This is a genomic window from Arenibacter arenosicollis, from assembly GCF_014397245.1.
In the GTDB taxonomy this organism is placed as follows: Bacteria; Bacteroidota; Bacteroidia; order Flavobacteriales; family Flavobacteriaceae; genus Arenibacter; species Arenibacter arenosicollis.
Map to the genome: position 1 here is coordinate 16,127 of NZ_JACLHY010000004.1, position 24,642 is coordinate 40,768.

The 24,642-nt window shown below is 38.4% G+C and carries 35 protein-coding genes; 2 read left to right on the forward strand and 33 right to left on the reverse strand.

The genetic code is table 11. From position 1 onward, the window contains the following. Positions 1-168: 168 nt before the first annotated feature. Positions 169-1,953, reverse strand: coding sequence for an arginine--tRNA ligase (gene argS, locus H4O18_RS05910; RefSeq protein ID WP_187582416.1), 1,785 nt, complete (start codon positions 1,951-1,953; stop codon positions 169-171). 318 nt (positions 1,954-2,271) lie between these two features. Between argS and H4O18_RS05915 the strand changes: the two genes are divergently transcribed. Further along, positions 2,272-2,697 (forward strand): hypothetical protein, encoded by a 426-nt coding sequence (locus H4O18_RS05915; RefSeq protein ID WP_187582418.1) that lies wholly within the window; start codon positions 2,272-2,274, stop codon positions 2,695-2,697. A gap of 157 nt (positions 2,698-2,854) precedes the next feature. Further along, positions 2,855-4,345 (forward strand): BCCT family transporter, encoded by a 1,491-nt coding sequence (locus tag H4O18_RS05920; RefSeq protein WP_222942350.1) that lies wholly within the window; start codon positions 2,855-2,857, stop codon positions 4,343-4,345. A gap of 17 nt (positions 4,346-4,362) precedes the next feature. Here the strand turns inward: H4O18_RS05920 and ctlX are convergent, their stop codons facing one another. The 32 genes from ctlX to rplW all read right to left on the reverse strand — a co-directional run bounded on the left by ctlX (position 4,363) and on the right by rplW (position 24,637). Beyond that, the gene (gene ctlX, locus H4O18_RS05925; RefSeq protein ID WP_187582780.1) at positions 4,363-5,268 is read right to left on the reverse strand and encodes a citrulline utilization hydrolase CtlX; all 906 of its coding nucleotides are present in this window, start codon (positions 5,266-5,268) and stop codon (positions 4,363-4,365) included. 135 nt (positions 5,269-5,403) lie between these two features. Continuing rightward, positions 5,404-6,318 carry a dimethylarginine dimethylaminohydrolase family protein gene (locus H4O18_RS05930; protein WP_187582420.1) on the reverse strand — a complete coding sequence of 305 codons (915 nt, stop codon included), beginning with the start codon at positions 6,316-6,318 and terminating at the stop codon, positions 5,404-5,406. A gap of 205 nt (positions 6,319-6,523) precedes the next feature. Then, on the reverse strand, positions 6,524-7,807 hold the full coding sequence (locus H4O18_RS05935; RefSeq protein WP_187582428.1) for a citrate synthase: 1,284 nt from the start codon (positions 7,805-7,807) through the stop codon (positions 6,524-6,526). Between the two features lie 124 nt (positions 7,808-7,931). Next, the gene (locus tag H4O18_RS05940) at positions 7,932-9,473 is read right to left on the reverse strand and encodes a glycogen synthase (protein WP_187582430.1); all 1,542 of its coding nucleotides are present in this window, start codon (positions 9,471-9,473) and stop codon (positions 7,932-7,934) included. Between the two features lie 151 nt (positions 9,474-9,624). Then, positions 9,625-10,917 carry a phosphopyruvate hydratase gene (eno, locus tag H4O18_RS05945; RefSeq protein ID WP_187582432.1) on the reverse strand — a complete coding sequence of 431 codons (1,293 nt, stop codon included), beginning with the start codon at positions 10,915-10,917 and terminating at the stop codon, positions 9,625-9,627. Positions 10,918-11,036: 119 nt separating this feature from the next. Continuing rightward, on the reverse strand, positions 11,037-12,149 hold the full coding sequence (carA, locus tag H4O18_RS05950) for a glutamine-hydrolyzing carbamoyl-phosphate synthase small subunit (RefSeq protein WP_187582439.1): 1,113 nt from the start codon (positions 12,147-12,149) through the stop codon (positions 11,037-11,039). 96 nt (positions 12,150-12,245) lie between these two features. Next, positions 12,246-12,782 (reverse strand): 50S ribosomal protein L17, encoded by a 537-nt coding sequence (rplQ, locus tag H4O18_RS05955; protein ID WP_187582441.1) that lies wholly within the window; start codon positions 12,780-12,782, stop codon positions 12,246-12,248. A gap of 57 nt (positions 12,783-12,839) precedes the next feature. Continuing rightward, positions 12,840-13,832 carry a DNA-directed RNA polymerase subunit alpha gene (locus tag H4O18_RS05960; RefSeq protein WP_103440696.1) on the reverse strand — a complete coding sequence of 331 codons (993 nt, stop codon included), beginning with the start codon at positions 13,830-13,832 and terminating at the stop codon, positions 12,840-12,842. A gap of 17 nt (positions 13,833-13,849) precedes the next feature. Then, positions 13,850-14,455 (reverse strand): 30S ribosomal protein S4, encoded by a 606-nt coding sequence (gene rpsD / locus H4O18_RS05965; protein WP_187582448.1) that lies wholly within the window; start codon positions 14,453-14,455, stop codon positions 13,850-13,852. Between the two features lie 103 nt (positions 14,456-14,558). Next, positions 14,559-14,951, reverse strand: a complete 393-nt coding sequence (gene rpsK / locus H4O18_RS05970; protein ID WP_103440698.1) for a 30S ribosomal protein S11 — start codon at positions 14,949-14,951, stop codon at positions 14,559-14,561. 13 nt (positions 14,952-14,964) lie between these two features. After that, the gene (gene rpsM, locus H4O18_RS05975; RefSeq protein WP_031445095.1) at positions 14,965-15,339 is read right to left on the reverse strand and encodes a 30S ribosomal protein S13; all 375 of its coding nucleotides are present in this window, start codon (positions 15,337-15,339) and stop codon (positions 14,965-14,967) included. Between the two features lie 2 nt (positions 15,340-15,341). Further along, on the reverse strand, positions 15,342-15,458 hold the full coding sequence (gene ykgO, locus H4O18_RS05980; protein ID WP_013621733.1) for a type B 50S ribosomal protein L36: 117 nt from the start codon (positions 15,456-15,458) through the stop codon (positions 15,342-15,344). A gap of 9 nt (positions 15,459-15,467) precedes the next feature. Beyond that, positions 15,468-15,683 carry a translation initiation factor IF-1 gene (gene infA, locus H4O18_RS05985; protein WP_013751343.1) on the reverse strand — a complete coding sequence of 72 codons (216 nt, stop codon included), beginning with the start codon at positions 15,681-15,683 and terminating at the stop codon, positions 15,468-15,470. 3 nt (positions 15,684-15,686) lie between these two features. After that, entirely contained in the window at positions 15,687-17,030 is a 1,344-nt protein-coding gene (gene secY, locus H4O18_RS05990; RefSeq protein ID WP_187582451.1) for a preprotein translocase subunit SecY, read from the reverse strand. A 12-nt stretch (positions 17,031-17,042) separates the two neighbouring features. Beyond that, positions 17,043-17,495 carry a 50S ribosomal protein L15 gene (gene rplO, locus H4O18_RS05995; protein WP_187582453.1) on the reverse strand — a complete coding sequence of 151 codons (453 nt, stop codon included), beginning with the start codon at positions 17,493-17,495 and terminating at the stop codon, positions 17,043-17,045. A 15-nt stretch (positions 17,496-17,510) separates the two neighbouring features. Next, on the reverse strand, positions 17,511-17,690 hold the full coding sequence (gene rpmD / locus H4O18_RS06000) for a 50S ribosomal protein L30 (RefSeq protein ID WP_072865343.1): 180 nt from the start codon (positions 17,688-17,690) through the stop codon (positions 17,511-17,513). A gap of 13 nt (positions 17,691-17,703) precedes the next feature. Then, the gene (rpsE, locus tag H4O18_RS06005; protein WP_103474398.1) at positions 17,704-18,228 is read right to left on the reverse strand and encodes a 30S ribosomal protein S5; all 525 of its coding nucleotides are present in this window, start codon (positions 18,226-18,228) and stop codon (positions 17,704-17,706) included. Positions 18,229-18,235: 7 nt separating this feature from the next. Further along, positions 18,236-18,592 carry a 50S ribosomal protein L18 gene (gene rplR / locus H4O18_RS06010; protein ID WP_187582455.1) on the reverse strand — a complete coding sequence of 119 codons (357 nt, stop codon included), beginning with the start codon at positions 18,590-18,592 and terminating at the stop codon, positions 18,236-18,238. A gap of 11 nt (positions 18,593-18,603) precedes the next feature. Further along, a complete protein-coding gene (gene rplF, locus H4O18_RS06015) occupies positions 18,604-19,146 on the reverse strand; it encodes a 50S ribosomal protein L6 (RefSeq protein ID WP_187582457.1) in 543 nt (180 codons plus the stop codon). Between the two features lie 20 nt (positions 19,147-19,166). Beyond that, positions 19,167-19,565 (reverse strand): 30S ribosomal protein S8, encoded by a 399-nt coding sequence (gene rpsH, locus H4O18_RS06020; protein ID WP_187582459.1) that lies wholly within the window; start codon positions 19,563-19,565, stop codon positions 19,167-19,169. Positions 19,566-19,632: 67 nt separating this feature from the next. Continuing rightward, positions 19,633-19,902, reverse strand: coding sequence for a 30S ribosomal protein S14 (rpsN, locus tag H4O18_RS06025; RefSeq protein WP_187582460.1), 270 nt, complete (start codon positions 19,900-19,902; stop codon positions 19,633-19,635). 1 nt (position 19,903) lies between these two features. Then, the gene (gene rplE, locus H4O18_RS06030; RefSeq protein ID WP_103440706.1) at positions 19,904-20,455 is read right to left on the reverse strand and encodes a 50S ribosomal protein L5; all 552 of its coding nucleotides are present in this window, start codon (positions 20,453-20,455) and stop codon (positions 19,904-19,906) included. Positions 20,456-20,457: 2 nt separating this feature from the next. Beyond that, positions 20,458-20,772, reverse strand: coding sequence for a 50S ribosomal protein L24 (rplX, locus tag H4O18_RS06035; protein ID WP_103440707.1), 315 nt, complete (start codon positions 20,770-20,772; stop codon positions 20,458-20,460). 13 nt (positions 20,773-20,785) lie between these two features. Next, positions 20,786-21,154, reverse strand: a complete 369-nt coding sequence (gene rplN, locus H4O18_RS06040; protein ID WP_111624287.1) for a 50S ribosomal protein L14 — start codon at positions 21,152-21,154, stop codon at positions 20,786-20,788. A gap of 2 nt (positions 21,155-21,156) precedes the next feature. After that, entirely contained in the window at positions 21,157-21,414 is a 258-nt protein-coding gene (rpsQ, locus tag H4O18_RS06045; RefSeq protein ID WP_031445107.1) for a 30S ribosomal protein S17, read from the reverse strand. Between the two features lie 13 nt (positions 21,415-21,427). Continuing rightward, positions 21,428-21,619 carry a 50S ribosomal protein L29 gene (rpmC, locus tag H4O18_RS06050; protein ID WP_103440709.1) on the reverse strand — a complete coding sequence of 64 codons (192 nt, stop codon included), beginning with the start codon at positions 21,617-21,619 and terminating at the stop codon, positions 21,428-21,430. Between the two features lie 17 nt (positions 21,620-21,636). Continuing rightward, positions 21,637-22,056, reverse strand: coding sequence for a 50S ribosomal protein L16 (rplP, locus tag H4O18_RS06055; RefSeq protein ID WP_187582462.1), 420 nt, complete (start codon positions 22,054-22,056; stop codon positions 21,637-21,639). A gap of 20 nt (positions 22,057-22,076) precedes the next feature. Then, the gene (gene rpsC, locus H4O18_RS06060; RefSeq protein ID WP_072865350.1) at positions 22,077-22,799 is read right to left on the reverse strand and encodes a 30S ribosomal protein S3; all 723 of its coding nucleotides are present in this window, start codon (positions 22,797-22,799) and stop codon (positions 22,077-22,079) included. A 10-nt stretch (positions 22,800-22,809) separates the two neighbouring features. Further along, a complete protein-coding gene (rplV, locus tag H4O18_RS06065) occupies positions 22,810-23,217 on the reverse strand; it encodes a 50S ribosomal protein L22 (RefSeq protein WP_103440712.1) in 408 nt (135 codons plus the stop codon). Positions 23,218-23,220: 3 nt separating this feature from the next. Further along, positions 23,221-23,499, reverse strand: coding sequence for a 30S ribosomal protein S19 (gene rpsS, locus H4O18_RS06070; protein WP_026810026.1), 279 nt, complete (start codon positions 23,497-23,499; stop codon positions 23,221-23,223). Between the two features lie 13 nt (positions 23,500-23,512). Beyond that, positions 23,513-24,337, reverse strand: a complete 825-nt coding sequence (rplB, locus tag H4O18_RS06075) for a 50S ribosomal protein L2 (protein ID WP_187582464.1) — start codon at positions 24,335-24,337, stop codon at positions 23,513-23,515. Positions 24,338-24,346: 9 nt separating this feature from the next. After that, positions 24,347-24,637 (reverse strand): 50S ribosomal protein L23, encoded by a 291-nt coding sequence (gene rplW / locus H4O18_RS06080; protein WP_187582466.1) that lies wholly within the window; start codon positions 24,635-24,637, stop codon positions 24,347-24,349. Positions 24,638-24,642: the final 5 nt, after the last annotated feature.

A 24,642-nucleotide genomic window follows, 5' to 3' on the forward strand; every position in this document is an offset into this window, starting at 1 on the left:
TTAACAATATTTACGTGATAATCCCAGATTGGGCATTTATGTTAACCACGCAATTTACTAAGAATAAATAAAATTTCGTCCAAGGAAGTTATCCGAAGTATATCCATACTGAACAATTCAATTTTAAGTCACTAAAATCCTACCTGGCCATGGTAGTCTCAAAACCGTTTACATCCTTTCTGGTACCTGTATCCCTAAAAGACCAAAGCCCGATTTTATAACGTCGCTAACCTTTTTTGCCAATTGAACCCTGAAAATCTTTTTGTTCTCCTCCTGCTCCCCCAATATGGAGACATTCTGATAAAAGGAGTTAAACTCCTTCACCAAATCATAGGTATAATTCGCAATTAAAGCCGGACTAAAGTTATCCGCTGCCAACTGTATTGTATCTGGAAATAACTGCAATTGCTTTATTAGTTCTTTCTCTTTTTCATGGAGATCCGTCAACTTTGGAGTACTGTTCAGGTCATATTCCAATTCTTCGGCCTTTCTCAAAATAGACTGGATCCTTGCATAGGTATACTGAATAAAAGGTCCGGTATTTCCTTGAAAATCCACAGATTCCTCCGGATTGAACAAAATTCTCTTTTTGGGATCAACCTTAAGAATATAATACTTTAGAGCGCCTAGCCCTATAATTTTATAAAGTTCTTGCCTCTCTTCCTGCGAGTAATCCTCCAACTTACCCAATTCTTCAGAAATTTCGGCTGCCGTCCTGGTCATATCGTCCATTAATTCATCGGCGTCCACAACGGTACCTTCCCTACTCTTCATCTTTCCACTAGGCAAATCTACCATTCCATAACTTAAATGGTACAGTTTTTCAGCCCATGAAAATCCTAACTTTTGCAAGATAAGGAACAACACCTTAAAGTGATAATCCTGCTCGTTACCTACGGTATAGACCATACCACCCACATCGGGATTATCCTTCACCCTTTGTATTGCGGTACCAATATCTTGTGTCATATACACTGCAGTACCATCTGAACGAAGCACAATTTTTTCATCAAGCCCCTCATCCCTTAGGTCTATCCAAACACTGCCATCCTCCTTTTTATAGAAAACACCTCTTTGCAACCCATCCTCAACAAAATCCTTTCCCAACAAATAGGTATTGCTTTCGTAATAAAGTTGATCAAAATCAACCCCCATGTTTTTGTAAGTAACATCAAACCCTGTATAAACCCATTGGTTCATAGTTTTCCATAAGGAAACCACTTCCTCATCTCCGGCCTCCCATTTTCTGAGCATGTCTTGGGCTTCCAGCAAGATAGGAGCCTCTTTTTCTGCCACTTTTTCATCTACCCCATTGGATACCATAGCAGCAATTTCAGCCTTATAGGCCTTGTCGAAGGCCACGTAATAGTTCCCGACCAACTTATCCCCTTTTAGTCCACTACTCTCTGGCGTTTCTCCATTGCCAAAGCGTTGCCATGCCAGCATGCTTTTACAAATATGGATTCCCCTGTCGTTAATGATTTGGGTTTTATAAACCTTCTTACCTGAGGCCTTTAGAATCTCTGCCACGGAATATCCCAATAAATTGTTTCTAACATGACCCAAATGCAAAGGCTTATTGGTATTGGGTGAAGAATATTCCACCATCATAGCTTCACCTTCCCTTTTGGCAACAAAACCAAAATCTTGTAGATTTCTTATCCCAGCAAAAAAATCGAGGTAGTATTCGTTACTAATAGTAATATTCAAAAATCCTTTAACCACATTAAAGTCGGTTACCTCATTTACCTGATCTTTCAAGTACTGCCCTATTTGCTCCCCTATTTGTACAGGATTTCCTTTTACAAATCGTAACATTGGAAAAATAACCGCTGTAATATCCCCAGCGAAATCCTTTCGGGTAGGTTGAAATTCCACACTGGGCAAATCAACTTTAAAAATTGAGCTAACGGCTTCTTTTACCTTTTGGGTAAGGACTTCTTGAATGTTCATTAATTTCGTAGTTTACGGCTGCAAAATTAAGCAATTTTTATTCTTCACCCTTCAGAGCCTGTTTAAGAATTCGTCAATTGCTTTTTTATAGCCCTTTTTGCTCATTATTCCGTTAAAATCTTGAACAGCAGCTATTACTTTGTTTAAAAATCCCACCTCCTAAGGCCGGAAAAATTAACCTATAAAAATTCTGACCCTTTTTCCTGAAAAGCTGTTAAAGATAAAGATAGGTTCATCATAAAGAGGAAAGATTTTTTTAACTTTATTTCACTAAATAATCCGAAGTACACTAACAAAACCTTTAAATCATTAAAACTTATGCTTTTAAACGTTTCCTATAACAATAAAGAAATTACCAAAAAAATAGACGAAGAAGTTGGTAAACCTTTTACGTTAAAAGAACGCTTTGCCTTGGACGGAATAGGCTCTCCCAAATTATTCATTGTGGACAGTAGCATCGAAATTAAAAATCTATTGATTTTAGACAACAATACCAATTCCTGCAATATAGAGTTGAGACCAAAAGGAATCATAATTCGTTTTCGGTCCCTGTTGGAAACCTTTGGGTTAATCATCCCATATTACAAGTTTACCCTTTACAAGACCGATCTTGGTATATACACCATTTACAGGGACCAATACTTTATAAAAATAAAATCTGACACCAAGGCTATACAGAAATTTTTCACCAAATTATTAGGTCATAGAGCGGACAATGCACCACCTAACATAGAGGACATTTAATATATTTATTTACAAATACATTACGATCCGCCACAGGATAAAAGCAGACAAATTACACGATAAACACAAAAAACCATCCATAAAATTAAGAAGCTTTTTAGTACCTTGTCTTAAAATCCATATTATCAAAATATTAAATTCCTACCGCAAAAATCCGTTGCTTTCCATTTCCATTGGAATTCTATCAATATCCACTTTGATTGTGTTTGTGGCCACCAAAGCCACCTACAATATTATTGAAATGACTTCTATTTGGGTAAGGAACCATTTTGGATATTTCTATTTATATCTTGGGCTGGGATGTGTTCTTCTTTTGCTTGCTATTGCCCTTTCACCTCTGGGGAAAATTAAATTAGGAAAGAAAAATGAAAAACCCGAATTTACAATCTGGGCTTGGACAGCTATGCTCTATAGTGCGGGAATGGGAGCAGGAATTTTACTCCGGGCGGTACAGGAACCCACTTATATGCAGCAAAACCCTCCTTACCTTTCGGATTTGTCTCCAGAAATCCTTGCCTTGGAGTTCACCTTTTACCAGTGGGGGTTTACCGCCTGGGCATTTTATGGGCTTTTCGCAATGATTATTGGTTATTATCTCTTTGTTAAAAAGAAAAAAGTACTGATAAGTTCAACCATAGAAGATATTATTCCCAACAAAACTGCTCGGACAGGTATAGATGTACTTACCATTATGACAACGGTTTTCGGGTTGGTTGCGGCTATAGGCTTGGGGACTACCCAAATTAACGGTGGCTTAAATTACATTTCCTCCTCTAATTTCGGCCTAATGGCTACACTATTACTCACCACCATTATTTCGGCATTGGCTTTCTATTCCGCATGGAAAGGCGTAAACAAGGGAATACAAGTATTGTCCAAAGTCAACATCCTTATTACATTGGCGGTATTACTTTTTACGCTTATGCAAAGCAACATTCCTAAGGTCGTGACCAATTTTATCACAGCTACCTTCCAGTACATAATTGACTTTATACCTCTAAGTTTGGCAATTGGCAGTTACGATCCAGGCATAGCTTTTCTAACCGATTGGACCTTCTACTACTGGGCATTTTGGTTGGCATGGGCTCCCTTTACAGGGATTTTTATCGCTAGAATATCGAAAGGGCGCAGCCTAAGGCAGTTGTTGTTGGGGGTTTTGGTCATTCCAAGTTTGGGTACCTTTTTTTGGTTTTCGGTATTTGGCACCTCGGCCTTTCAACTTATAGAAGGATGGGGAAGTTACAAGGGTGAATTTGATGGCGTGTTTTCCTCCATATTTATGTTTTTCGGAAACTATCCCTTTGCCACAGTTCTAAATATCACCACCATAGTATTACTAATCGGCTTTTTGGTAACCTCCGTAGATTCCGCTGTTTTTGTATTGAGTATGTTTTCGGATAACGGCAAAAAAGAACCCAGCAAAAAGCATCGCTTAATTTGGTCCCTTTTTATCTTTCTTGCTACGATTGCGTTAATTCTATTGGGTAATGCAAAACCAGAGGTAGACACATTGATTGCTGCACAAAAGCTATTGATAATAACCTCACTGCCCTTTGCCTTTTTTATGGTCTTTATGACCTTTGTCTTTCTAAAGGAACTGTTGGGGCACCATAGGAACTACTCCCTCGGCCCCAAAAAAGAGGTGTAAAAAAATGATTTAAGATTTTAATTCTTCGGCAGAAACACCTCTGCCATCATACAGCGCGCACTGCCACCTCCGCAGGTTTCAATGGTATCCAAAGAACTATGGATAATGGCACAATGCTTTTCCAACGCCCGTACTTGTTCCGGTTTTAAACTATTGTAGGCCGCCGTACTCATTGCCAGATAGCGTTTTTCACCCATTCCCAAAACCTGAAGCATATTCCCTGCAAAATGGTGCATCTGCTTTTCGGAAATGGCTATAATTTCTTTACCATCTTGTTTTAAATGGTTTACAACATTCTTTTTTTCTTTTTTATCGTCGATGGAATCCAAACATATTACCGCAAACGTTTCCGCCAAACACATCATTACGTTGGTATGATAAATAGGTTTTCGGGTACCGGCCACGGATTGATTGGCCGTAAATACAATGGGGGTATACTCAAAATCTTCACAAAACTCAATAAATAAATCCTCATCCGCCCTATCTGAAAGAGCGCAATACGCCTTTTCATTCACCCGATCCATGACAACACTTCCTGTACCTTCCAGGAAAAAGCCTTCCTCCTCTGCAGAAGTATAGTCCATTACATTTTCTATAACGAATCCCTTTTGTTCCAATACGGCCAGAATATCCTCCCTTCGTTCATTTCTTCTGTTTTCCGCGAACATAGGATACATGCCCACTGTGCCATCTGCATGGAAGGACACCCAATTATTTGGAAATATGGAATCTGGGGTATCTACATCCTTTTTGTCATCTACCACTATAACATTTACCCCCTTTTCCCTTAACGTCAAAACAAAGGCATCAAACTCCTCCTGTGCCTTGGCATTTATTTCCTGATTTTTTAAATCAAGATCCTCCTGAAAATAATTATTTACAGCGGTTTGCTCATTCATTCTAAAATTTACGGGCCGCACCATCAAAATGGTATTGGTAACTTGCTTTTTATTATTCACTATTCAATTAGGTATTACAAAACACTTTCACATTAAATCTGCGCAAAATTAGTTTATTTATTTCCCAGTATGGGCCATATGGATAAATTTAGAACCACATTAATCCCTTACCAAAGGTAAAGTGCTGCATCTTAAAAGACCCTCTTGTTTGGCTATCTCTGCGTAAGCGATTTCTTCAACCGTAAAATCATGTTCCCGCAACCAATTATTCAATCTAGTAAAATTGCGCTCAGAAACCACTACAGTCGGGGAAATGGAAAAAACGTTGCTCATCATATTATACATCTCCTCTTTGGTAATCTCAAAAACATTGTCCCGCCCAAAATAATTCAACAACCATAGATACTCCTCTTCCTTTAAAAAGCCATTTTTATGTAAAATAGCCTTATCCTTACCAACGGGCTGAAAACAACAATCCAAATGCAGCGCATTTTCACGTGCATTGGTATTTGACTTTCGAAGCTCAAAAGCCTTTACCTTTTTATACGGAAATTGTTTGGCAATAAAATCTACTGCCTCCTTATTTGTACGAGCCGTAATATAATCTGGGTAGTCCAAACCCGTATAGGTTCCCATAAAAATATACTCCCCCCGTGGCATAACATCACCACCTTCTATATGTACCTCTTTAGGAGGATAAATAATCTGATCTTCATCAATTTTATTAAGCACATATTTGATAGCCTGAAATTCCTTTTCCCTATCGGGAAGAATATTGGCTTTCACGAGCTTGTCATCTATTACAAAGGCTATATCCCTGGAAAATATTTGATTACAATCCTTTAAAACCCTAGGCCTAAAGACCTGCACATCATATTTGGCAAATACCTTGGCAAAGCCATCCATTTCCTGTACCATATCCTCCTCATTGGGATAGGTGCCAGCCAATATATGTTCCAATGATTTGGGATCATAGGCCTCTTCAGGTTTTGGAATGGGTCCACAGCTTTTAGCAGTTCCCAGTACCACCGACCTTAAGCGCGAAGTTTCATCCTGTACATTCAACTTTAGCATACCTGAATTTTATGTAAAGATAGAAATACTTATTTTGATAAGTAAATTTCTCCGGGGCAAGCCCACGGAGCATTTTAAAGGAACACGTTTTCAAACTTTAGCCACTTACTAACGAGACAAGTCTCGGGGTATTCACCCCTCTAGAATAAAAACTGCCCTTTGTGAAAAATACACAAAGGGCAGTTTATTACAATCTATATCTTACTTATCTCTTGTTCACAGGGACAAAAGGTCTTAATGTCTCTCCAATATAAACTTGTCTTGGACGACCAATTGGTTCATTTTTTAATCTCATTTCCCTCCATTGGGCAATCCAGCCTGGTAGGCGACCCAGTGCAAACATTACAGTGAACATTTCTGTTGGAATACCCAAGGCCCTATATATTATTCCTGAGTAGAAATCCACATTAGGATATAATTTTCTATCTACAAAATATTTATCCTCCAAGGCTTCCTTGGCCAAACCTTTGGCTATATCCAATATAGGATCATCAATACCCAAATCGGCCAAAACTTCTTCCGCAGCTTTTTTGATGATCTTTGCCCTTGGATCAAAATTCTTATACACTCTATGTCCAAAGCCCATTAAACGGAATGGATCGTTCCTATCCTTAGCCTTGGCCATATACTTTTTAGTATCTCCACCATCGGCTTCAATAGCCTCCAACATTTCCAATACTGCCTGGTTTGCCCCACCGTGCAATGGGCCCCAAAGAGCACATATTCCAGCGGAAATAGACGCAAATAAACCTGCATGGGAAGACCCTACAATACGAACGGTAGAGGTAGAACAGTTTTGCTCATGGTCTGCATGCAGAATCAGTAATTTATCCAAGGCATCTATAACTATCTTATTGGACTCATACCTATGACTGGGTCTCTTGAACATCATTTTATGAATATTCTCGACATAACCCAAAGAATCATCACCATAATCTAACGGCCATCCTTTTTTCTTTCTAAGGGTCCAAGCTACCAAAACTGGGAATTTAGCCAAAATCCTAACGATGGCCCAATACATTTCCTTTTCGGACGACACGTTAACAGAAGTTGGATTAAAGGCTATAAGCGCACTGGTTAAGCTGGAAAGTACACCCATTGGATGTGCAGATTTTGGAAAACCATCCAAAATCTTCTTCATCTCCTCATCTACATGGGACTCGCCTTTAATATCATGATGGAATTTTTCCAGTTGCTCCTTATTCGGCAACTCCCCAAAAATTAACAAATATGCTACTTCCAAGAAATCGGCCTTCTCTGCCAATTCCTCTATAGAATACCCACGATACCGTAAAATCCCCTTTTCACCATCCAAAAAAGTAATGGCACTCTCACAAGAGCCCGTATTCTTGAAACCAGGATCTATCGTTATCATTCCAGAAGTAGCCCTCATAGTTTTGATATCTATAGCCACTTCATTTTCGGTACCTTCTATAACTGGAAATTCAAATTTTTTTCCTTTGTATTCTAAACTTGCGTTATTCGCCATTCTTAAATTCCTGTTTTGTTCGATTCTCCGTAAAAATACTAAAAACACCCAAGGTTAACAATTGAAGAATTCTTATTTATTGAATAATTATGAAATCTTCACGAAACCTAATATGATTGTGAATCTATTGATTAATGGAATATAAATATTTATAGTAATCATCCACCGATTTTTCCCAAGTGAACCTCATTTTTTTGGCATTGTCCTGAATCTCCCTCCACTTTGGCTTGTCATTTACAAAAACGTCCAAAGCTTGATCCAACACAACAAGCATATTCTTAATTTTGTCGTCATAGGTCTTACCATCAAAGCTGAACCCCGTTCTCATATGCTCCACAGTATCTCTCAAGCCACCAGTATTATGTACTAAACAAGGGTTGCCATTACGCATGGCCAACATTTGGCTAATGCCACAAGGCTCAAACAAACTGGGCATAAAATAGAGATCCGTCTCCAAGTAAATAGAATCGATCAAGTCTTCGGATTGTCCGTTGGTAAATATGAAGTTCTTATGTTCGTAACTCAATTGGCGAAATAACTCCTCGTATTCAGGTGCACCCGTACCCAAAAGCATAAATATTCCATCAACTTTTTTAAGTCGTTTGAGGATTTCAACAAAAGCCTCTGGAGAACGTTTAAAGAAGTAAAACTTCTGTTCCGTTAAACGAGCTACACTTGAGACTATGAATTTAGGTTTGTCCGTAACATATTCCATTACTTTCTCACCCGTATGCGCCAAAAAATCGGCCTTATACTTTTTGGATTCCTCTTGCAACCATCTAAACAAAGCTTTTACGGTATTGCGATACAATAACCCCTTCTCCGCTGCGCGAATATTCTTGTAATTGGATCCATTAAGAATACCGAATAACCTCCCTTGATTATTGGCTTCCTGTAAGTCCGACTCCAAGCTTTCACCTCCTATAAACTCTGGTGGAGTACTTGGCCTAAGTACATCTTCCTTGTATGAGGGAGATACCGTATGAACCGCATCTGCCAACCGGATTCCGACTGCCATAAGGTTAATACAGTCTTGGTACCTATGATCCATTAACCTTGGTATATCTATGGGAACACTGGGAAACCAATTCCCAAGTGCAGAATAATTATCGTAAAACGGACGTATACCTTGTATGGCAAGATTATGTATGGTATATACATACCGCATTTTCTTTAGCGCCTGATATTCGGGATGATAGGTTTTCAAAAACAATACTAGGCTAGAATGCCAATCGTGCATATGCACAATATCCAAATCCCCAAAAGCCCCAACTTTAATTGCCTCAGCTACGGCAGTACAAAAAATGGTAAACTTAATATTGTCAGTATAAAAAGCTTCTTCCGGGTCATCATGATATATATGCCCAATTTCCCCAGCCGTAATTTCCGGATGATGAATTACATAATGATGTAAATTCGCAAATTCCTTTTTAGGAACAACTTCGTACAACTCCGCAACATATATCGTTCCCCGCAGGTTAAGATTTAGATTGGTAATGAAAGTTCCATTTTGATGTAATCTGGAATAGGAAGGCACTACTACATGAGCCATATCTCCCCTTTCCGAAATCTGTCGAGGAACATCCCTAACCACATCACCCATGCCACCGGCCTTACATTTAGGAATACCATCATTCTCCGCGGCTACAAATAGAAAGTTATTCATTTAATCTAAAATTTGGTTGTACAACTTGGTTTATTAATAAAAGTATGATAATATAATTATTTATTTCTGATAAGTGAACAAACCTCCATGATATTTAAAAAAAAAAGCCATTCTGTACAGAATGGCTTTTTAATGACAATAAATATGTGTATTATTTTATCTTGAAGGCATTTACACCAGGATAATAAGCCGTACTTCCCAATTCTTCCTCAATTCTTAACAATTGGTTATATTTTGCCATCCTATCGGATCTGGAAGCTGAACCTGTTTTAATTTGACCTGTATTCAAAGCAACGGCCAAATCAGCAATAGTGTTATCCTCGGTCTCTCCGGAACGATGCGACATAACGGAGGTATATCCAGCGTTTTTAGCCATATTTACAGCGGCTATAGTTTCTGTTAATGTTCCTATCTGATTTACCTTGATAAGGATAGAATTGGCTATGCCATTCTTAATCCCTTTGGATAAACGCTCAACATTGGTAACAAATAAATCATCACCTACCAATTGTACTTTATCCCCAATTTTCTCGGTCAAAGACTTCCAACCATCCCAATCGTTCTCATCCATTCCGTCTTCGATAGAAATAATGGGATATTTGGCACTCAAATCTGCCAAATATTGGGCTTGCTCTTCAGAAGTCCTAACCACTCCCTTATCACCCTCGAATTTGGTATAGTCGTATTTACCATTTACATAAAATTCCGCAGCTGCACAATCCAAGGCGATCATTACGTCGTCTCCTAATTTGTATCCTGCCTTTTCCACTGCTTTTGCAATGGTATCCAATGCATCCTCTGTACCGCCGGCAAGGTTTGGTGCAAATCCACCTTCATCACCTACTGCTGTACTAAGGCCCCTATCGTGTAAAACTTTCTTAAGGTTATGGAAAATTTCCGTCCCCATCTGCATGGCGTGCGAAAAATTATTGGCTTTAACCGGCATTACCATAAATTCCTGGAAAGCTATGGGAGCATCGGAATGCGAACCTCCATTTATTATATTCATCATTGGAACTGGCAAGGTATTGGCACTTACACCACCTACATATCTAAATAAAGACAATCCCAATTCATTGGCAGCTGCCTTGGCAACAGCAAGCGAAACACCTAAAATAGCATTGGCTCCCAATTTCGATTTATTGGGCGTACCATCCAAATCGATCATAGTTTGATCTACCAAATTTTGTTCAAAAACGGACATACCCAGTATCTCCTCAGCAATAACAGTATTAACGTTATTCACTGCTTTCCCAACACCTTTACCCATGAAAGATTTTCCTCCATCACGAAGCTCTACTGCTTCGTGTTCACCTGTAGAAGCTCCAGACGGAACTGCTGCCCTACCCATAACACCATTTTCCGTAATTACGTCTACCTCTACTGTTGGATTACCTCTTGAATCCAAAATTTGTCTTGCATGAACACTTAGGATGATACTCATATGTCTTACTTTTATTTTTAGTTAATTTAATATGCAAATATAGCAAAGGAAGCGCTTTTCACCCCACTATTATTAGCTTTATTGGTGGATTAATAACAATAAATTAAAACTATAACGTTTTAGTTTACCGTGGATTGGATCATTTCAAAAAATTGGTCAAAAAGATATTCTGCATCGTGTGGACCCGGACTTGCTTCAGGGTGATATTGAACAGAAAATACATTTTTATTTTTCATTTTTATCCCAGCTACGGTATTGTCATTAAGATGAAGATGGGTTACTTCCAAATCTGGATTGGATTCGGCCTCTTCCCTATTTATGGCAAAACCATGATTTTGGGAAGTAATCTCGCCCTTTCCTGTTACCAAATTCATTACAGGATGATTAATACCCCTATGTCCATTGTGCATTTTATAGGTAGAAACTTCGTTGGCCAGTGCCAGCACCTGATGTCCTAAACAAATACCAAACAATGGCTTGTCCGATTTGATCATTTCTTTGGCAGAAGCTATTGCCTCATGCAATGGATCTGGATCTCCTGGACCATTGGAAATAAAATAACCGTCCGGATTCCAAGCACTCATTTCCTTGAAACTTGTATTGTAGGGAAAAACTTTTATGTAGGCGCCCCTTTTGGCCAAATTCCGTAGAATATTTTTCTTAATTCCTATATCCAAGGCAGATACTTTATATTTGGCATTCTTATCACCGTAGAAATATGGTTCCTTGGTAGAAACTTTGGAAGCAAGCTCCAAGCCTTCCATACTAGGTACTTCTGCCAACTTCTTTTTAAGTCCATCAATATTATCTACATCGGTAGAAATAACCGCATTCATGGCACCATTATCCCTGATATAACCTACCAAGGCCCTAGTATCCACATCGGAAATGGCAAACAGATTATTTTTATCCAAAAATTCCTGTAAACTTAAATCAGCATCGGGTCTAGAATAGTTGTAACTAAAATTTTTACATATCAAGCCTGAGATCTTCACAGAATCGGATTCCACCTCCTCGTTATTGGCTCCATAATTCCCTATATGGGCATTTGTGGCTACCATTAATTGTCCAAAATAGGATGGATCTGTAAATATTTCCTGATAACCGGTCATTCCAGTGTTAAAACAAGCCTCTCCAAAGGCAGTTCCTTCCTTGTCTCCTACGGCCTTGCCGTGAAAAATGGTCCCATCGGCCAGCAATAGTATTGCTTTTTTTCTTGTTTGATACTTCATTTTTGGTCTTACAATTTTTCGTTTTGCAAAATAACATAAAAAAAGGATAAGCTTTTAGGCTTATCCTTTAACAATTATTAATATTTAATAACAATTCTATTCTTGTGAATCATCAGCTTTTTTTTCTTCTGCCTTTGTTTCAGCTTTAGCATCTGCTTTCGCTCCCTCTTCAACAACTGGAGTTTCCTCTACTTTTTTACTTCTACCCCTTCTTGTAGTTTTTTGCTTTTTAGGCTTGCCAGCATTATAGATTTCATTGAAATCTACAAGCTCGATCATTGCCATATCGGCATTATCCCCAAGACGATTACCCAATTTAATAATTCTGGTATATCCACCTGGTCTGTCAGCTACCTTTTCAGCTACACTGCTAAAAAGTTCGGTCACCGCGTACTTGTCACGAAGACTTTTGAAAACAATACGTCTGTTATGAGTACCTTTTTCCACAGACTGATTATTTTCAGCTTTGGATTTGGTAATCAATGGTTCTACGAACTGCTTTAAAGCTTTTGCTTTAGCAACAGTTGTATTAATTCGCTTATGCTCTATTAATGAACAGGCCATGTTTGCCAACATAGATTTCCTATGGGCCGCCTTTCTTCCTAAATGATTAACTTTCTTACCGTGTCTCATTGTTCTTTTCTATATTCTTTCTCAGTCCTGGTATTCCCAATTCCTTTGAAAGTTCAATTAATCTTTATCCAATTTATATTTTGACAAATCCATTCCAAAGCTTAAGCCTTTGTTGATAACCAGCTCTTCCAATTCGGTCAAGGATTTTTTACCAAAGTTTCTAAACTTCATTAAATCGTTCTTATTGAAAGAAACCAAATCACCAAGTGTATCCACTTCCGCAGCCTTTAAACAGTTCAATGCTCTAACAGAAAGATCCATATCAACCAATTTGGTTTTCAATAGTTGACGCATATGCAATGATTCCTCATCATACGTCTCTGTTTGTGCGATCTCGTCTGCCTCCAAGGTAATACGCTCGTCGGAAAACAACATAAAGTGGTGTATTAAAACCTTAGCTCCTTCGGTCAATGCTTCTTTTGGATGAATTGAACCATCGGTTGCGATTTCAAAAACCAATTTCTCATAATCGGTCTTTTGTTCTACACGAAAGTTTTCTATACTGTACTTTACATTTTTTATAGGAGTAAAGATAGAATCTACGGCAATTGTACCTAATGGTGCATTGGACTTTTTATTTTCCTCTGCCGGCACATACCCTCTACCTTTATCTATGGTAACCTCCATGTTAATGCTAACCTTGGGGTCCATGTTACAAATAACCAAATCTGGGTTCAATACTTGATAACCAGAAATAAATTTTTGAAAATCACCTGCAGTCAATTGTTCCTTTCCGCTAACAGAAATAGATACAGTTTCGCTATCAACGTCATCAATCTGTCTTTTGAAACGAACCTGTTTAAGATTTAGAATGATTTCGGTAACATCTTCCACAACACCGGAAATTACAGAGAACTCATGTTCCACCTTATCAATTCTAACAGAAGTGATAGCAAAACCTTCCAAGGACGAAAGCAAAACTCTTCTTAATGCGTTCCCAACAGTTAGGCCATAACCTGGTTCCAATGGTCGAAATTCGAATTTACCTTCGAAATCGGAGGAATCAATCATTATAACTTTATCGGGCTTCTGAAAATTTAATAATGCCATAATTGGATCAGTGTTGTTTATTTAGAGTATAACTCGACTATTAATTGTTCTTTGATATTCTCTGGAATTTGCATTCTTTCTGGAACGGTTACAAAATTACCTTCCATTTTTTCAGAATTCCAAGTGATCCATTCGTACACACTGCTATTTGCAGAAAGTGAATCATCGATCGCTTTTAAAGACTTTGATTTCTCCCTAACACCAACAACATCACCAGCTTTCAAGGTATAGGATGGTATGTTAACCAACTCTCCGTTAACCGTAATGTGTCTATGGGAAACCAATTGTCTTGCACCACTCCTAGAAGGAGAGATACCCATTCTGTAAACAACGTTGTCTAAACGGGATTCACATAATTGAAGTAATACCTCACCAGTTACTCCTTTACTTCTATTTGCTTTGGCAAATATGTTCCGGAATTGTTTTTCCAAAATACCGTAAGTGTATTTTGCTTTTTGCTTTTCCATTAACTGGATAGCGTATTCAGACTTTTTACCACGACGTCTGTTATTACCGTGTTGTCCTGGAGGATAATTTCTTTTCTCAAAAGATTTATCATCTCCGAAAATCGCTTCACCGAATTTACGGGCGATTTTTGTTTTTGGTCCTGTATATCTTGCCATTTTCTTTTAGTTTGGAAACGTGATCATGAATTAAGGCTTATCCTTCGATAATCGTATCTACATCTCCTTGAAATACCCCTACGGGGCAATTGATTACTATTAATTATACTCTTCTTCTTTTTGGTGGTCTACAACCGTTGTGCGGCATTGGAGTTACGTCGATGATCTCTGTAACCTCAATTCCTGAGTTATGTATAGAACGAATAGCAGATTCCCTACCATTTCCTGGTCCTTTTACATAAACCTTTACCTTTCTTAAACCAGCTTCGTGAGCAACTTTAGCACAATCCTCAGAAGCTATTTGAGCTGCATAAGGAGTGTTCTTTTTAGAACCCCTGAAACCCATTTTACCAGCTGAAGACCAAGAAATTACGTCACCCTTCTTATTGGTTAAAGAAATAATAATATTATTAAAAGAAGCAGTAACATGGGCTTCACCCACAGACTCTACTATAACCTTACGCTTCTTTGCTGCTTTTGCACTTGCCTTTGCCATAATATCCTAATTATTATTTAGTTGCCTTCTTCTTGTTAGCAACTGTTTTCCTCTTACCTTTTCTTGTCCTAGAGTTGTTCTTGGTACGTTGACCTCTTAAAGGCAGACCAGATCTATGGCGAATACCTCTATAACAACCTATATCCATTAAACGCTTAATGTTCAATTGGTTTTCAGAACGCAATTCTCCTTCTATAGTCAAAGAAGAAACTGCCTCACGAATACGACCAATCTCATCATCGTTCCAGTCAGATACTTTGGTATCCTCACTTACTTGGGCAGTAGATAAAATCTCCTTAGCCCTACTTTTTCCTATACCAAAGATATAGGTTAGGGCTATTACCCCTCTTTTCTGTTTTGGTATGTCTACACCTGCAATTCTTGCCATAATTACCCTTGTCTTTGTTTAAATCTAGGATTCTTTTTATTAATTACGTACAATCTGCCTTTTCTACGTACAATCTTGCACTCGGCACTTCTTTTCTTAATTGATGCTCTAACTTTCATCCTATTTACTTAATATCTATATGTAATTCTTGCTTTACTCAAATCGTAAGGGCTCATTTCGAGCTTAACCTTATCCCCTGGAAGTAACTTAATATAATGCATACGCATTTTTCCAGAGATATGCGCTGTTACCACATGACCGTTTTCCAACTCCACGCGGAACATGGCATTTGACAATGCCTCAATTATGCTTCCATCCTGCTCTATCGCTGCCTGTTTAGCCATAATCTATGCTACCTTTCTATTTTTACCTGATTTCATCAATCCGTCGTAATGTCTGTTCAACAAATATGAATTTACCTGTTGTACTGTATCGATCGCAACACCAACCATAATCAGCAATGATGTTCCGCCGTAAAACAATGCCCAACCTGCCTGCACATCCATAAGCTTTACGATTACTGCCGGCAATACCGCCAATAACGCAAGGAATACAGATCCTGGCAATGTAATCAATGACATTATCTTATCCAAGAAATCCCCAGTTTCCTTTCCTGGTCTAATTCCAGGAATAAAACCACCACTTCTTTTTAAGTCATCGGCCATTTTATTGGTAGGTACCGTAATCGCCGTATAGAAATAGGTGAAAACAATGATCAAAAACCCGAACAAAAGATTGTAAGCCAATCCAAAAATGTCCTGAAACTGAACCTCCATCCATTGTCCAACAGCCGTATTGTTAAAGGTCTTACCCAATAGTCCTGGCGCAAACATAATAGCCTGTGCAAATATAATAGGCATAACTCCAGAAGCATTCAATTTTAAAGGAATGTACTGTCTAGACCCCATGATATTCTTTTCATAACCACCGGAAGCTGTTCTTCTTGCATACTGAACTGGAATCTGACGCGTGGCCATCACCAACAATACACATAACAAGATTACAACGAACCATATAATAACCTCTATAAGCATGAACATAAGTCCACCGTTGTTATTTGCGGTTCTGGATATAAATTCCTGAACAAAATTCTGAGGCATATTGGCTATAATACCCACCATAATCAATAAGGAAATACCATTACCAATACCTTTATCGGTAATTTTCTCACCCAACCACATTGCGAAAATTGTCCCGGCAACCAAAATTATTACCGATGGGATAATAAAATTAAGTCCCTTACCAAATACAAAAGCACTCTCAGGAACACCTAAGGCTCCCAAACTGTACAAATAGGCAGGAGCTTGAACAATACATATACCGATAGTAAGCCATCTGGTAATTTGATTGATCGTCTTTCTTCCGCTTTCACCTTCCTTTTGCAACTTTTGAAGATAAGGAATGGCTATACCCATCAACTGCACTACAATGGATGCAGAAATATAGGGCATAATACCCAATGCAAAAACCGAGGCATTTGATAACGCACCTCCGGTAAAGGCATTCAATATTCCTAGTATACCACTATCAGTACTGGCTGCCAAGGCACCTAACTGGGTAGAATCAATACCTGGAAGAACAACTTGGGCACCAAAACGGTACACCAAAAGCAAACCAAGGGTAATAATAATTCTACCCTTTAGTTCTTCAATCTTCCAAATATTTGATAATGTCTCGAAAAATTTCTTCATAGTATTCTTTGCTTATAAACTTATAGCCTCACCACCTGCAGCTTCAATAGCAGCCTTTGCGGTAGCTGTAAATTTATGTACAGAAACTTTAAGAGAAGCCTTTAGCTCTCCATTGCCAAGAATCTTAACCAAATCGTTTTTACCAACCAATCCATTTTCAAAAAGTGTATCCAAAGTCACCGTATCTTTAATAGCTCCTTTATCTACCAATTCCTGTAATTTTTCTAGATTGATTCCAGCGTAATCCTTTCTATTGATATTCGTGAAACCAAACTTTGGTACACGTCTCTGCAATGGCATTTGACCACCTTCGAAACCAATTTTCTTAGAATAACCAGATCTGGATTTAGCACCTTTATGTCCTCTGGTAGCTGTACCTCCCTTACCGGAACCTTGACCTCTACCTACGACTTTACCGGCTTTTTGGACAGCACCATCCGCTGGTTTTAAATTACTTAAATTCATAACACCAAAATTATATTAAGCCTCCTCTGTGGAAACTAAGTGTTTAACTTTATTTATCATCCCAAGAATATTAGAGGTAGCATCGTGTTCAACCACCTGTCCTATTCTACGTAAACCAAGAGCCTCTAATGTTCTCTTTTGATTTTGAGCTCGTTTAATACTGCTCTTTACCTGTTTTACTTTAATCTTTCCCATTATATTCTTGGTTTTATCCTTTAAAAACTTTTTCTAAAGAAATACCTCTTTGGTTTGCAACTGTCTTTGCACCTCTAAGCTGCAAAAGAGCATCAAAAGTAGCTTTTACTACGTTGTGAGGGTTGGAAGAACCTTGTGATTTAGACAATACGTCCTGAACACCGACTGCTTCCAATACCGCTCTAACTGCACCACCTGCAATTACTCCGGTACCATGCGATGCAGGCTGGATATAAACTCTAGCTCCACCGAATTTCCCTTTTTGTTCGTGCGGCAAAGTACCTTTGTTCAATGGAATTCTAATAAGATTCTTTTTAGCATCTTCTATAGCCTTGGCAATTGCCGTGGCAACCTCCTTAGACTTACCTAGACCATGACCTACAACACCATTTTCATCACCTACCACAACGATAGCAGAAAATCCGAACGCTCTACCACCTTTAGTAACTTTGGTAACACGTTGTACCCCAACCAATCTATCTTTTAATTCTAAACCTCCCGGCTTAACAGTCTCTACGTTTTTGTATTTCTGATACATAATATTCTTAGAATTTTAATCCAGCTTCCCTAGCGCCATCGGCTAATGATTTTACTCTTCCGTGGTATAAATTACCACCTCTATCAAAAGCAACAGCTTCTATTCCTGCTTCTTTTGCCTTTTCGGCAAGCGCTTTACCAACTTGGTTAGCCACTTCTGTTTTAGTCCCTTTAACTTTAGCTAAAGCCTTATCTCTTGAGGAAGCGGACACCAAAGTTGTTCCAGCCACATCATCAATAATTTGAGCGTATATTCCAGTATTACTTCTAAAAACAGCTAGCCTTGGCCTTTCTGCAGTACCTGAGGAAATTTTTCTAATTCTCCTTCTGATACGTAGTCTTCTTTCAGTCTTCGTTAATCCCATAATGCTAATTATTAAGCCGATTTACCAGCTTTTCTTCTTAATTGTTCGCCAACGAACTTAATTCCTTTTCCTTTGTAAGGTTCTGGCTTACGTAAGGATCTAATCTTAGCGGCAATCTGCCCCACTAATTGCTTATCATGCGAACTTAGCTTTATTATTGGATTCTTTCCTTTTTCGGATACGGTTTCAACTTTTACCTCTGAAGCCACATCCAAAACGATGTTGTGTGAAAACCCTAAAGCTAGGTCCAATGTTTGTCCTTGGTTACTGGCACGATATCCTACCCCTACCAATTCCAATTCCTTTACCCATCCTTTAGAAACTCCTTCGATCATATTATAAAACAAAGATCTATAAAGACCATGTTTCGCTTTATGCTCCTTGGAATCTGAAGGTCTTGTAACAAAAACTTGACCGTCCTCAACCTTAACAGCAGCACCAGAAAATTCTTGAGAGAGTTCTCCCAACTTACCTTTTACGGTAATAACATCTTCCTTAACCTCTACGGTTACTCCTTCTGGAATTGCTATTGGATTATTACCTGTTCTAGACATTATTCTAAATCTTTATAGTATTAATAAACATAACATAATACTTCCCCACCTGCATTCTCAAGCTTTGCCTGCTTGCTGGTCATTACACCATGGGAAGTAGAAATAATTGCAATACCAAGACCATTTAATACTCTTGGCAACTCCTCCGAGTTAACATATTTTCTAAGTCCTGGTGTACTAACTCGCTTAATTTTTTTAATAACCGGCTCTTTAGTGAATTTGTCATATTTCAAGGCTATCTTAACAACCCCTTGAACCGCATTATCCTCAAATTTGTAGCTTAAAATATATCCTTGATCGAATAATATTTTAGTAATTTCCTTCTTTAAATTAGATGCAGGAATCTCCACCACTCTGTGGCCAGCACTACTTGCATTTCTAATTCTAGTTAAATAATCCGCAATTGGATCTGTAAACATAATTATTGATTTACGGTAACGGTTTTTAACACTATTGTTAAACCTGAAACCAGTTTATACTCTTTTATTACCAGCTAGCTTTTCTAACTCCAGGTATAAGACCATTATTGGCCATTTCCCTAAAGGTAACCCTAGATATCCCGAAGGTTCTCATGTAACCTCTTGGTCTTCCTGTTATCTTACAACGGTTGTGCAAACGTACAGGAGAAGCATTTTTTGGCAATTTTTGTAATGCTTCATAGTCGCCAGCTTCTTTTAAAGCCTTTCTTTTCTCAGCATACTTTTCCACCATTTTTTCCCGTTTTCTCTCACGGGCTTTCATTGATTCTTTAGCCATACTAATTCTTTTTAAAAGGTAGTCCCAATTCGGTTAATAATGATTTCGCTTCTTTATCTGTTTCTGCAGAGGTTACAAATGTAATATCCATACCATTGATTCTGTTAATTTTATCAATGTTTATTTCTGGAAATATTATTTGCTCCGTAACACCAAGATTATAATTCCCTCTTCCATCAAAACCAGTGGCCTTAATTCCTTGGAAATCCCTTACCCTAGGCAGTGCACTTGTCACCAATCTATCCAAGAATTCGTACATTCTCTCTCCACGTAAGGTTACTTTTGCCCCGATTGGCATTCCTTTACGCAATTTAAATGCAGCAACATCCTTTTTAGACATCGTTGAAATTGCTTTTTGGCCAGTAATATTGGTCAACTCATCTACCGCATGGTCAATAAGTTTTTTGTCCGCAACAGCGGCACCAACACCTCTACTAACAACAATTTTTTCTAATTTAGGAACCTGCATTACATTTTTGTAACCAAACTCCTCTTTAAGAGCCTTAACAACTCTCTCTTTATATTCCTGTTTTAATCTTGGAACGTAGGCCATAACTAAATTACTTCTTTAGATTTCTTAGAAAATCTTACTTTCTTACCATCTCTTACCTCAAATCCAACTCTAGTGGTCTCTCCGGATTTTGGATCGATCAATGACAGATTGGATATCTGTAAGGGAGCCTCTTTCTTAACAATCCCCCCTTGAGGATTGCTAGCACTAGGCTTTTCGTGTTTAGAAACCATATTGGCACCTTCAACGATCGCCTTGTTTTTTTCACGGTCTACACTTACAACCTTACCTTCTACCCCTTTGTGGTCTCCGGCAACAATTCTAACAGTATCCCCTGTTTTTATTTTTAATTTTCCCATTTTGCTATTTTTATTAAAGCACCTCTGGAGCCAATGATACAATTTTCATGAATTGCTTATCACGAAGTTCCCTAGCCACCGGTCCAAAAACACGTGTTCCTCTCATTTCCCCTGTTGGGTTTAAAAGTACACAGGCATTATCATCGAAACGAATATAAGAACCATCAGGTCTTCTAACTTCCTTTTTTGTTCTAACAACAACTGCTGTGGAAACCGCACCTTTTTTAATAGCCCCATTAGGAGTAGCTTCCTTAACGGCAACTACAATTTTATCCCCAACAGAAGCATATCTTCTTTTTGTACCTCCCAACACACGAATGGTCAAAACTTCTTTCGCCCCCGTATTATCCGCTACTTTTAGTCTAGATTCTTGCTGTAACATAATTATTTAGCTCTTTCAATGATTTCCACTAGTCTCCAACACTTGGTCTTACTCAATGGACGAGTCTCCATTATCTTAACAGTATCGCCAATATTGCAATCGTTCTTTTCATCGTGTGCAACATATTTCTTAGTTTTCAACACGAACTTTCCGTACATAGGGTGCTTAACACGTTTAACTTCTGAAACCACAACTGATTTCTCCATTTTGTTGCTAGTTACAACTCCTATTCTCTCTTTTCTTAAATTCCTTTTTTCCATAAAGCAGAACCAATTATTGTAATTCCCTTTTAGTTAATTCAGTTGCCAATCTAGCCACAGTTCTTCTCACTTTCCTAATAAGTAAAGGATTTTCCAATGGTGTAACAGAATGGGCCAATTTTAAATCGAAATACTGTTTTTTAAACTCAGCACTCTTTTCTTTTAACCCCTCAACTGATAATTCTTTTATTTCTGATTGTTTCATGATTCCTTGCAATTATATTAAGCAGAATAGTCCCTAGCAATAATAAATTTTGTTCTTACTGGTAGTTTCTGAGCCGCAAGACGCAAAGCCTCTTTTGCAATATCAAGAGAAACACCGGCAATCTCGAACATAATCCGTCCTGGCAACACCACAGCTACAAAATATTCTGGAGCACCTTTACCTTTACCCATACGAACCTCCAATGGTTTTTTGGTGATAGGCTTGTCCGGGAATATTTTTATCCATAATTGGCCTTCTCTTTTCATGTACCTAGTTGCCGCAATACGAGCTGCTTCAATCTGGCGCGATGTTATAAAAGAGGTATCCATTGATTTTATACCAAACATACCGTTTGAAAGTTGATGACCCCTTCCGGTGATCCCTTTCATACGACCTTTCTGCATTTTGCGGAACTTAGTCCTTTTTGGCTGTAACATTTCTTTACTTCTTTAAAAAATTACTTTCTACGACGTTGTTTCTTCGGTCCTTCTTGCTTTCCACCTTTTCCTTGAGACTGGCTTTTTGCCATACCTACCAAAGGAGAAAGTTCTCTTTTTCCGTAAACTTCACCTTTCATGATCCACACTTTAATACCCAATCTTCCATAGGTTGTATGCGCTTCATGTAAAGCATAATCTATATCGGCTCTAAAAGTAGACAAAGGAATCCTACCATCTTTATAAGATTCGGATCTTGCCATTTCAGCTCCGTTCAAACGTCCAGATATCTGAATTTTAATCCCTTCAGCGTTCATTCTCATGGCAGCTGCAATCGCCATCTTGATAGCTCTTCTAAAAGAAATTCTACTTTCTATTTGGCGTGCTACACTGGCAGCAACTAGATTAGCATCCAATTCAGGTCTTTTGATCTCAAAAATATTGATCTGAACTTCCTTATCCGTAATCTTCTTAAGCTCCTCTTTTAATTTATCTACCTCTTGACCACCTTTACCAATGATAATACCTGGTCTTGCAGTGGTAATGGTAACCGTAATCAATTTTAGAGTACGCTCAATAATAATTCTAGACACACTTGCTTTTGCCAAACGAGCATGAACATATTTTCTGATCTTATCGTCTTCGGCAAGTTTATCACCATAATCGTTTCCACCGTACCAGTTAGATTCCCATCCTCTGATAATTCCTAGACGATTTCCGATTGGATTTGTTTTCTGTCCCATACTAAATGCTCTAGCTTTGTGTGTTATTGTTAGATCCCAAAACCAAGGTAACGTGGTTGGAACGTTTTCTAATTCTATGTGCTCTTCCTTGTGGAGCAGGACGTAGTCTTTTCAACATACTTCCACCATCCACTCTAATCTCCTTAACAAAAAGTTCAGCTTCCTCAACACTTGCATCCTCATTCTTAGCCTGCCAGTTAGCTATTGCGGATAACAATAACTTCTCCAGTCTACGTGACGACTCCTTAGAGTTAAATTTCAAAATAGCAAGCGCTTTCTCCACTTTTACACCTCTAACCAAATCCGCTACTAAACGCATTTTTCTAGGGGAAGTAGGGCAATTATTCAATTTTGCAAACGCTATCTGCTGCTTTTCTGCCTTTATTCTTTCGGCCATTTGTTTTTTACGAACTCCCATAGCTTACTTTTTACCTTTATTTTTTGCTCCCGCATGACCTCTAAAAGATCGTGTTGGAGAAAATTCACCTAATTTGTGACCCACCATGTTTTCTGTAACAAAAACAGGTACAAATTGCTTTCCATTGTGAACTGCTATTGTCTGACCTACAAAATCAGGAGTAATCATAGAAGCTCTAGACCATGTCTTAATGACTGCCTTTTTACCAGATTCAACGTTTTGTTGGACTTTTTTATCCAAACTATAGTGAACGTAAGGTCCTTTCTTTAATGAACGTGCCATTTCTTTCTACTTTTTATTTCTTTCTACGTTCTAAAATATACTTGTTGGTACTCTTGGTCTTGGAACGGGTCCTGAATCCTTTGGCAGGAATTCCGTTTCTAGATCTAGGATGACCTCCAGAAGCCCTACCTTCTCCACCACCCATTGGGTGATCAACAGGGTTCATTGCAACTGGTCTTGTTCTTGGTCTTCTTCCCAACCATCTACTTCTACCAGCCTTACCTGACACCAATAATTGATGATCAGAGTTGGATACAGCACCTATAGTGGCCAAACAATCCGCTAAAACCAATCTGGTTTCACCTGATGGCAATTTAATGGTAACAAACTTACCGTCCTTCGCCATTAATTGGGCAAATGTTCCAGCACTTCTTGCCATTACAGCTCCCTGTCCAGGACGCAATTCAATTCCTGATATGATTGTACCCAAAGGTATTTCACTCAATGGAAGTGCGTTCCCGATCTCTGGAGCAACTGCAGCTCCAGAAGATACTTCTTGACCCACCTGCAAACCATTTGGAGCAATAATATATCTCTTTTCACCATCAGCATACGCCAATAAAGCTATAAAAGCTGTTCTGTTTGGATCGTACTGAATTGATTCAACCTTGGCAGCAACATCTTGCTTATCCCTTTTGAAATCAATAACACGATACCTTCTCTTATGACCTCCACCTTTTTGGCGTATGGTCATTTTTCCTTGACTGTTTCTACCTCCCGACTTTTTTAACGGAGCAAGCAAGCTTTTTTCCGGCTTATCAGTAGTAATGGCGTCAAATCCATTTACTACTCTAAAACGCTGCCCGGGAGTGATTGGTTTTAATTTTCTAACTGACATTTTTTGTCTTTATAGATTACTGTAAAAATCAATAATATCTCCTTCTGCTACATCAACAATGGCTTTCTTAAAACCACTTGTCTTTCCGTGCTGTACACCAGTTTTGGTGTAACGCGACTTGCGCGAAGGACCATAATTCATTGTTCGAACTTTCTCAACAGAAACACCATAAGTTGCTTCAACTGCTTCCTTGACCTGAATCTTGTTGGCTTTTGGATCAACAAGAAAACCATAACGATTGTGTAACTCGCTATCAGCAGTCATTTTTTCCGTAATAATTGGCTTTATCAACACACTCATGGTTC